Below are 7744 nucleotides of genomic sequence, written 5' to 3' on the forward strand. Positions count from 1 at the left end.
GCCGACAGTTTCCCGGCGATCGACTACTTCGAGGAGGCGCAGTTGCCCTTCGTGGTGGGCGTCAACGGCTGGGACGGCCAGTATCCGCACAGTGACGGGGAGGTGCGCGACGCCCTGACACTGGCGCCGCACATTCCGCTGATCCGGTTGGACGCCCGCTCCAAGGACTCGGTCAAAAGCGCGTTGATCAACCTGGTCGAACACGCGCTCACCGTCCGGATGGCCGTGCCCGGCTGGAGCGGCTAGACCGCCGCCCGGCACGGCCCGGCGATCACCTCGGCGTCGCCTCGATGAGGCTGGCCCCGGCCGCCAGGTCGATGACCTGGTCCAGGTGGAGCCCGGCCTGTCCGAGCAGCGCCGCGTACTGCTCGCGGCTACGCTCCGCGCCTCCGTCGAAGACGGCCAGCATGCGCATGTCGAGGTCCTTGCCCAGATGCGGCGACTCGTCGTCGGGCAGCACCACCTCCAGCACCAGCACCCGGCCGGTCGGGCTCATCGCCTCGCGGACGTTGCGCAGGATCCTGACCGCGTCGTCGTCGTCCCAGTTGTGCAGGACGCTGGCCAGCAGGTAGAAGTCCGCGCCGGCGGGCACCGCGGCGAAGAAGTCGCCCGCGACGACCTCGCACCGATCGTCGAGCCGCTCGGCGGCCAGCAACTCCTTCGACCCGCCCACCACGTGCTCAAGGTCGAACAGCACGCCGCGCATGTGGGGATTGGCCTGCAGCACCGTGGCCAGGATGTGGCCCTTGCCTCCGGCGACGTCGACCATCGTCCCGGTGTCGGCGAAGTCGTAGCGCTTGACCAGGCTCTCGGCGAAGGGTGCGGCCCTGGCCATCATGTAGTCGTCGAACAGCCGCGCCGTGCCGGGGTTGGCCGCCAGGTGCTCGTACAGGTGTCCGTACCGTGCCGCGAACGCCGACTCGCCGTTGCGTACGGTCGCCGGCAGGTTGCGCATCGCGTACCAGAAGCCCTCCTCCCCGAGCATGCGGATCGACGAGCGGATCGAGCCGGGCGCGTCCGAGCGCAGCGCGGCGCCCTGCTCGGTCAGGTCGTAGCCGTCGGCGCCGCGCCCGCGCACCACGCCGATGCCCGCCAGCTCGCGCAGCACCCGGCGCAGCGACGGCGCGTGCGCCCCGCATCGCCTGGCCAGCTCCTCGGTGTCGAGGGGCCCCTGCGCCAGATGGTCGGCCAGGCCGAGCTCGGCCATGGTCAGCAACGCGGCGAAGCGCGAGAGATCGGATACGGCTGTCCAGAGGAGACCGTCTGATGGAGACATGTGTCCTTCCAGCGAGGTCGCGGTCAGGTGAGCCGGTTGGCGTGCCTGTGCCAGGTCAGCACCCGGCGCTCCGCGAGCACGAACAGAGAGTTGACCAGGTAGCCCAGGACGCCGAGCAGCGCGATCGTCGCCCAGACCGCGGGGGTCTCGAAGCTGCGCTGCGCCTGGAGCAGCTGGTAGCCGATGCCGTCGGTGCTGCCGAAGAGCTCGGCGAGCACCATGAGGATCAGCGCGAGCGACAGGCTCAGCCGCAGGCCCGCGAAGATCTTGGGCGAGGCGGCCGGAATGACGACCACGCGCAGCCGCTGCATCCTCGACAGGCCGAAGACCGTGGCCGTCTCGGTGTAGGTGCGGTCCACCGACTTGGCTCCGTCGATCGAGTTGAGCAGCACCGGCCAGATCACGCCGAAGACGATCGTGGCCAGCTGGGTGGCCAGGCCCGCGTGGAACAGCACGAGGAAGAGGGGCACCAGCAGAGGGGGAGGGATGGCGCGGCCGAACTCGATCAGCGCGTCGACGTAGTCGGTCGCCACCCTTGAGCGGCCCAGGAGCACGCCGAGCACCACGCCGAGCACCGCCGCGATCAGCCAGCCGCCGAACATGCGGGCGAGGCTGGGCAGGATGTTGTCGATCGCGCCGTCGGTGAGGAACAACCGGGAGGCCGGCCCGGAGAACCAGAGCTCGTACATGCTGGAGACGATCGTCGTCGGTGGGGGGAAGTCGGTGTCCTCGAGCGCCCGCGTGACGAGCTCCCACACGACGAGCACCGCGGGGATCACCCAGATCCTGCCGAGTGTCTTCATGACTCCGACGCTCCCGTCCGCATCCGGTGCCAGTGGAACAGTCGACGCTCGGCGGTGAGCATGCCCAGGTTGGCGAGCACGCCGAAGATGCCGGCCCAGAAGGTCGCCGCGAGGATGAGGTCGGTCCGGTTGCCGCTGCTCGCCTGGATCACGTAGATCCCGATGCCCGAGGCGCCTCCGGCGAGCAACTCGGCGCTGACCGCCAAGATCAGCGCGATGCCGGTGGCGATGCGGATCCCGGTCATGACGAAGGGCGCGGCGCTCGGCAGGCTGACCCGTCCGAGCACGGACAGCGACCCGAACCCGAAGCTGCGCAGCGACTCCTTGGCCAGGGGGTCGACGTCCTGCATGCCGTACAGGGTGTTGATCAGGATCGGCCAGACCGAGGCGTAGACGATGACCGACACCTTCATCATCTCGTCGACCGGGATCAGCAGGATCGCGAGCGGGATGATGGCGACGGACGGGATGGGGCGCAGGAACTCCAGCAGCGGCCTGATCGCGCGCTCCACCGGAGGCAGCGCGCCGAGCAGCACGCCCACCGGGACGGCCACGGCGACGGCGATCAGCAGGCCGACCGCCCAGTTGGCGAGGGTGGTGACGACCCCGTCCAGGAAGTCGCCGTCGGCCACGAGGCGCGCGGCCTCGTACAGCACGACCGACGGCGCAGGGAAGATCAGCCCCTCGCTGAGGCCGAACCGGATGAACAGCTCACCGGCGATGAGAAACCCCGCGGCGCCGACGGCGCCGCGGAGCAGTCGCGCCCGTGTCATCCCGCGGGCGGGGCGGCCACGATGAGCGACTTCACGTCCACCGCACTGTCGAGGTACTTGTACTCGAGCATGAGGTCGGCCACCTTCTGCACACGGTTCTCGCTCAGCGCGGACGGGAACGTGCCCAGGGTGATCACCGACGCCGTCTTCGCGTCGATCTTCGTGTACGTCGGGAGCATGGCCTCGATCTCCTTGCGGTCAGTCGAGGCGAGCTCCTGGGCCTTGGCGATCGCCCGCTGGAAGGCGGCCAGGGTCTTCGGGTGCTTCTGCGTCCACTCGTCGGTGGCCATCCAGGCGGCGATGGGGAGGTCCTCGGTCTGACCCGTCATCGTGTCGGCGAGCTTGCGGAAGCCCAGCCCGCTCTGGGTGGCGGTGATGAAGGGCTCGGTGATCCAGCCCGCGTCGGCCTGCCCCGAGCTGATCGCGTTGCCCATTTCCGGGAACGGCTTCTCGGCGAACTTCACGTCATTGGCCGTGAGGCCCGCGACCTTCAGCTGCGTTTCCACGGCGAGCGTGGCGATGTTCCTGAGGTTGTTCACCAGCACGGTCTTGCCCTTGAGGTCGGCGACCGTCTTGATCGGCGAATCCTTCGGCACCATGATGTTGAACGTGTTCGGAGCGGCCTGGTACATGTCCGCGACCAACTTGATCTTTTCGCCCTTGCTGGCGGCCAGCAGGGTGGAGACGTAGTTGGTCTGCGAGATGTCCAGGGCGCCGCTCTTGATCTGCGGGATCGCCGCGGCGCCGCCGGTGATGATGACCGGCTCGACCGTCAGGCCCTCTTCCTTGAAGAAGCCCTTGGCGTTGGCGATGTACATGGCCACGGCGTCGGGAATGGGAAGTGCGCCGACCTTGAGAGAGGTCTTCTCTAAGCCGTCGCTGTTGGCGGACGTGCTCGGCTTGCTGTCCCCGCCACAGGCGGCCAGGGAAAGGGCGACGGCGACGCCGAGGACCAGGGCGCGACAGCCCAACGTGCGTGTCATAGGGGGAGTCTCCTACCGGGGGAAGCTTCTGGAGATCAACATCGAAAGATGACGAGCTGGAAGCGTACCGGAGGAAAGATTGGACCTGAAGGCTGATCAGTCAATAGGTTACTTTGCCTGTGCAATATGACGTAACTTCATCATGACAGAAAATATCCACTTAAAGTATGGTTGCTGGCTTAATGTCCGAATTTTTAGTGATTGCGCTCCGTGTGCGCGAACTAGCCGCATGAACATGGTTCACCTTGGAACGGTCGAATACTCCTGAGACGTTGGCTCAACTATGAGGTTTGTGCTCAAATTGGGCCCGAACTTGCCTGCGATCATCCACCGGCGTGACGATGCCGCTCTCATCCCCACAAGCAGGCCCATGGCGAGAGGTTGCCACCAGTGAGGACAACGACGACCGAGTCCGGTCGTGGCAGGGCTCCGGACGCGCCGCGAGAGTCCACGACCGGCGCGGCGCCGGCCGAGTCCGTGCCCAAGTCGGGCAGCCCGTTCGCCCTGCGCAACTGGCGCGTGCGCACCCGCCTCATCGCTCTCATCGCCATCCCCACCATCGTCGCCGTGCTCCTGGGCGCGCTGCGGGTCACCACCTCGATCAGCAGCGCCGAGCAGTACCAGAAGCTGGCTGACGTCGGCGCGCTGGTGACGCAGCTGGGCGAGCTCTCGCGCGACCTGGGTCTCGAACGAGACCTGGCGGGGCGCTATGTCGCCTCCGGAAAGCGGGCGACCGAGCAGGCACGCCTCGACACCCAGCACACGGTGGTCGACGCCAGCGTACGCCGCACGAAGACGGTCGCGGCGACGGCGAGGACGTCCCTGTCGGAGCTGGGCCGCACCGCCCTGGCGCGCATCCTCGTCCGGCTTGACCAGCTTCCCGCGCTCCGCGAGACGGTGAAGACCACGAAGCTGCCGCCGCTGCCGACGATGGAGAAGTACACCGAGGTCACCGCCGACATGCTGCGGCTGTTCGACGACCTCAGCCAGGGCTCGACCGACGAGCGGCTGGTCGCCACGAGCGCCGCCCTCCGGGCCGTCGCCCGTGCCGAGGAGGAGGCGTCCAAGCAGCGGGGCCTGTTGATGATCGCGCTGGTCAAGGGCGAGTTCGAAGTGCCGGAGTTCAACGCCTTCGTCGACGCCCGCTCCCGGCGCGAGAGCGAGCGCGCCTCATTCCGCGCCGTGGCCACACCGGCTCAGCGCCAGTTCTACGACGACACCGTCGCCAGCGTGAAGGTCGGCCGCGCCGAGCTCTACGTCAGCCGGGCGATGCAGCTGCACAACGCAGGAGTGTCACTGCGACGGCTCGACCCCGCGACCGCCAACGACATCAACCGCTGGTTCGAGGCCATCAGCGAGACCGTCGACCGCCTGCACACCGTGCAGAAGTCGCTGTCGGAGCAGATCGCCACGCGAAGCACCGACATCCAGGGCAGCGACCGGCAGATCGCCGCGCTCAACATCGCCCTCGTCATCGGGCTGCTGCTCCTCGTCCTCGCGATCACGGCCGTGATGGCCCGCTCGCTGGTCCGGCCGCTGAGGCGGCTGCGCGGCGACGCGCTCAAGGTCGCCGACCAGACCCTGCCGGACCTGGTGAAGCAGCTGCGCGAGAGCGACGCCGCCGTCGAGTCGATGCACGTGCCGCCGATCGGCGTCGCCTCCGACGACGAGATCGGCGAGGTGGCGCGGGCGTTCGACGAGGTGCACCGCGAGGCGGTGCGCCTGGCCGGCGAGGAGTCACGACTCCGGAGCAACGTCAACGCGATGTTCGTCAACCTGTCGCGTCGCAGTCAGACGCTGGTGGAGCGGCAGATCACTCTGATCGACGGGCTGGAGCAGGGCGAGCAGGACGAGAGCCGGCTGGCCAACCTGTTCAAGCTGGACCATCTGGCCACCCGCATGCGCCGCAACAGCGAGAACCTGCTGGTGCTGGCCGGCCAGGATCCGCCGCGTCGCTGGAGCCAGCCGGTGAAGCTGGTCGACGTGGCCCGGGCCTCGCTGTCGGAGGTCGAGAGCTACGAACGCGTGGTGCTCCAGGTCCCCGACGGCGTGTCCGTCGCCGGCCAGGCCGTCAACGACGTCATCCACCTGATCGCCGAGCTGGTGGAGAACGCGCTGTCGTTCTCGCCGCGCGAGACCCGCGTGACCATCTCCGGCAGCCGCATCGACGGCGGCGGCGTGATGCTGTCGATCACCGATTCCGGCATCGGCATGACCCAGGAGGAGCTGGTCCTGGCCAACGAGCGCCTGCTCGACGCGCCGACCATGGACGTGTCGGTGTCGCGCCGGATGGGCCTGTTCGTGGTCGCCCGGCTGGCGCACCGGCACGGCATCCGGGTGCAGCTGCGCCCGCACGGCGGCGGCGGGCTCACCGCGATGGTGCTCGTACCCGAGAGCCTGCTCGGCGCTCAGCCGCCCGCCTACGCGGGCACCCAGGGCGCCGGCAGCCGCGACGAGTCCTACGCGTCCGCCGCCCAGTCCGTCGGCTCGGCGTCCCAGTGGCCGGCGAACTCCTTCCAGATGGGCCCCGACCACCCCTCCTACCCGTCCAACCCGCAGAGCCCGCCCGCGCCGACGCCGGAGCCGGTCGGCGCCTGGCAGTCCATGCCCCAGTGGCCCTCCGGAGGGGGCAACTGGCCCTCCGACCCCCGGTCCGGCAGCGGCGGCTACGACACCTCCGACGTCTGGGTGCCATCACGCGGCACCGGCGGCACAGGAGGCAGCGGCTGGACGGGCGAGGGCGGCGGACTGCCCAAGCGGCCCGCCTCCGCTGGTGAGCCGCCCAGCTGGGGTGACGCCGGCTCCGCACGCTCCACCTCCAGGTACGACTTCCCGGAGACCGAGGCCGCGGCCACCGGCCCGATCCCGGTGGTGAACACGCCGCCGTCGGCCGGTGACGAGTACCTCCCGATCTTCGCCTCCGTCGAGTCCGCCTGGTTCGAGCAGAGCGAGACCGGCGCCACCTGGGGATCGGCCAAGGCCGACGCCGGATGGAGCAAGGCGGAGGCCGTGGTGGAGCCGGTGCGTGACGGGGCGACGGCTTCGGGGCTGCCGAAGCGGGTGCCGAAGGCGAACCTGGTGCCGGGTTCGGCGGACACGGCGTCGGCGCCGAAGGGCGTGACCCCGATGCCGTCGGTGTCGCCCGACCGGGTCCGCAGCAGGCTGTCCAGTTTCCAGCAGGGATTCCGGGCGGCGCGCGACGACATCAGCGAAGGCAAGGCGTACCCGTCCGGTCCGAGGAATGTTGAGAGCAGGGAGGAGGGCGTATGAACGACCTGAGTCACTCCGCGCGCGGTGTCGACTGGTTGATCACTGATTTCGTCAGCACCGTTCCGGGCGTCGCCCACGCCGTCGTCGTCTCATCCGATGGTCTGCCGCTCGCGGCCTCGTCGGGATTCCCGGCCGACCGCGCCGACCAACTGGCCGCGATCGCCTCGGGGCTGGTGAGCCTGACACAGGGCGCGTCCCGGGTGTTCGAGGGTGGCATGGTCAATCAGACGATCGTGGAGATGCAGCGCGGGTTGATGCTGATCATGTCGATCAGTGACGGCTCGTGCCTGGCGGTTCTCGCCGCTCCCGACTGTGACATGGGGTTGGTGGCCTATCAGATGACGCTCATGGTGGATCGCGCCGGACAGGTGCTCACTCCCGCGGTACGCGCCGAACTGCGCGCTACCCAGTCCAGGTGATGTAGGTGACGGACCCTAGATGGAACACCGGCGGCTGGGAGCCTCAGCCTCCGCCCATGGCGCCACCGGTCTCCGACCCGGCCTCGCCCGTACGCCCCTACGCCGTGACGGGCGGTCGCACCGCTCCGCGCCTGAAGCTGGCCATGGAGGCCCTCGTTTCGTCGGCGACGGCTGAGCATCGGGAGTTCTCGCATATCACGCCGGAGTATCAGGCGATCAG

Annotated in this window: 7 protein-coding genes and 1 pseudogene; 4 read left to right on the forward strand and 4 right to left on the reverse strand. The window is 68.9% G+C overall.

The features are described from left to right. Nucleotides 1-246 (forward strand): annotated as a pseudogene (locus AC5L3X_RS38970) (ATP-binding protein); the annotation flags it as partial. 25 nt (nucleotides 247-271) lie between these two features. Here the strand turns inward: AC5L3X_RS38970 and AC5L3X_RS38975 are convergent. Genes AC5L3X_RS38975 through AC5L3X_RS38990 form a run of 4 tightly spaced genes read right to left on the reverse strand, consistent with a single transcriptional unit; the run spans nucleotide 272 to nucleotide 3835 of the window. After that, nucleotides 272-1276 carry a methyltransferase gene (locus AC5L3X_RS38975; RefSeq protein WP_494863803.1) on the reverse strand — a complete coding sequence of 335 codons (1005 nt, stop codon included), beginning with the start codon at nucleotides 1274-1276 and terminating at the stop codon, nucleotides 272-274. Between the two features lie 23 nt (nucleotides 1277-1299). After that, nucleotides 1300-2079, reverse strand: a complete 780-nt coding sequence (locus AC5L3X_RS38980; RefSeq protein WP_494863805.1) for an ABC transporter permease — start codon at nucleotides 2077-2079, stop codon at nucleotides 1300-1302. Beyond that, the gene (locus AC5L3X_RS38985) at nucleotides 2076-2852 is read right to left on the reverse strand and encodes an ABC transporter permease (protein WP_225264404.1); all 777 of its coding nucleotides are present in this window, start codon (nucleotides 2850-2852) and stop codon (nucleotides 2076-2078) included. Before AC5L3X_RS38985 ends, AC5L3X_RS38980 begins: the two co-directional genes overlap by 4 nt. Further along, complete coding sequence (locus tag AC5L3X_RS38990) at nucleotides 2849-3835, reverse strand: ABC transporter substrate-binding protein (RefSeq protein ID WP_494863807.1); 987 nt, start codon at nucleotides 3833-3835, stop codon at nucleotides 2849-2851. The genes AC5L3X_RS38985 and AC5L3X_RS38990 overlap by 4 nt, the downstream gene beginning before the upstream one ends. Before the next feature lie 390 nt (nucleotides 3836-4225). Here AC5L3X_RS38990 and AC5L3X_RS38995 point away from each other — a divergent pair, with 390 nt between their 5' ends. The 3 genes from AC5L3X_RS38995 to AC5L3X_RS39005 form a co-directional block, all read left to right on the forward strand. Further along, nucleotides 4226-7105, forward strand: coding sequence for a sensor histidine kinase (locus AC5L3X_RS38995; protein WP_494863808.1), 2880 nt, complete (start codon nucleotides 4226-4228; stop codon nucleotides 7103-7105). Further along, complete coding sequence (locus AC5L3X_RS39000; RefSeq protein WP_189129170.1) at nucleotides 7102-7524, forward strand: roadblock/LC7 domain-containing protein; 423 nt, start codon at nucleotides 7102-7104, stop codon at nucleotides 7522-7524. The genes AC5L3X_RS38995 and AC5L3X_RS39000 overlap by 4 nt, the downstream gene beginning before the upstream one ends. A 5-nt stretch (nucleotides 7525-7529) precedes the next feature. Next, a partial coding sequence (locus AC5L3X_RS39005; RefSeq protein WP_494863810.1) for a DUF742 domain-containing protein occupies nucleotides 7530-7744 on the forward strand: 215 nt, incomplete at its 3' end.

Source organism: Nonomuraea sp. CX421 (genome assembly GCF_059358955.1).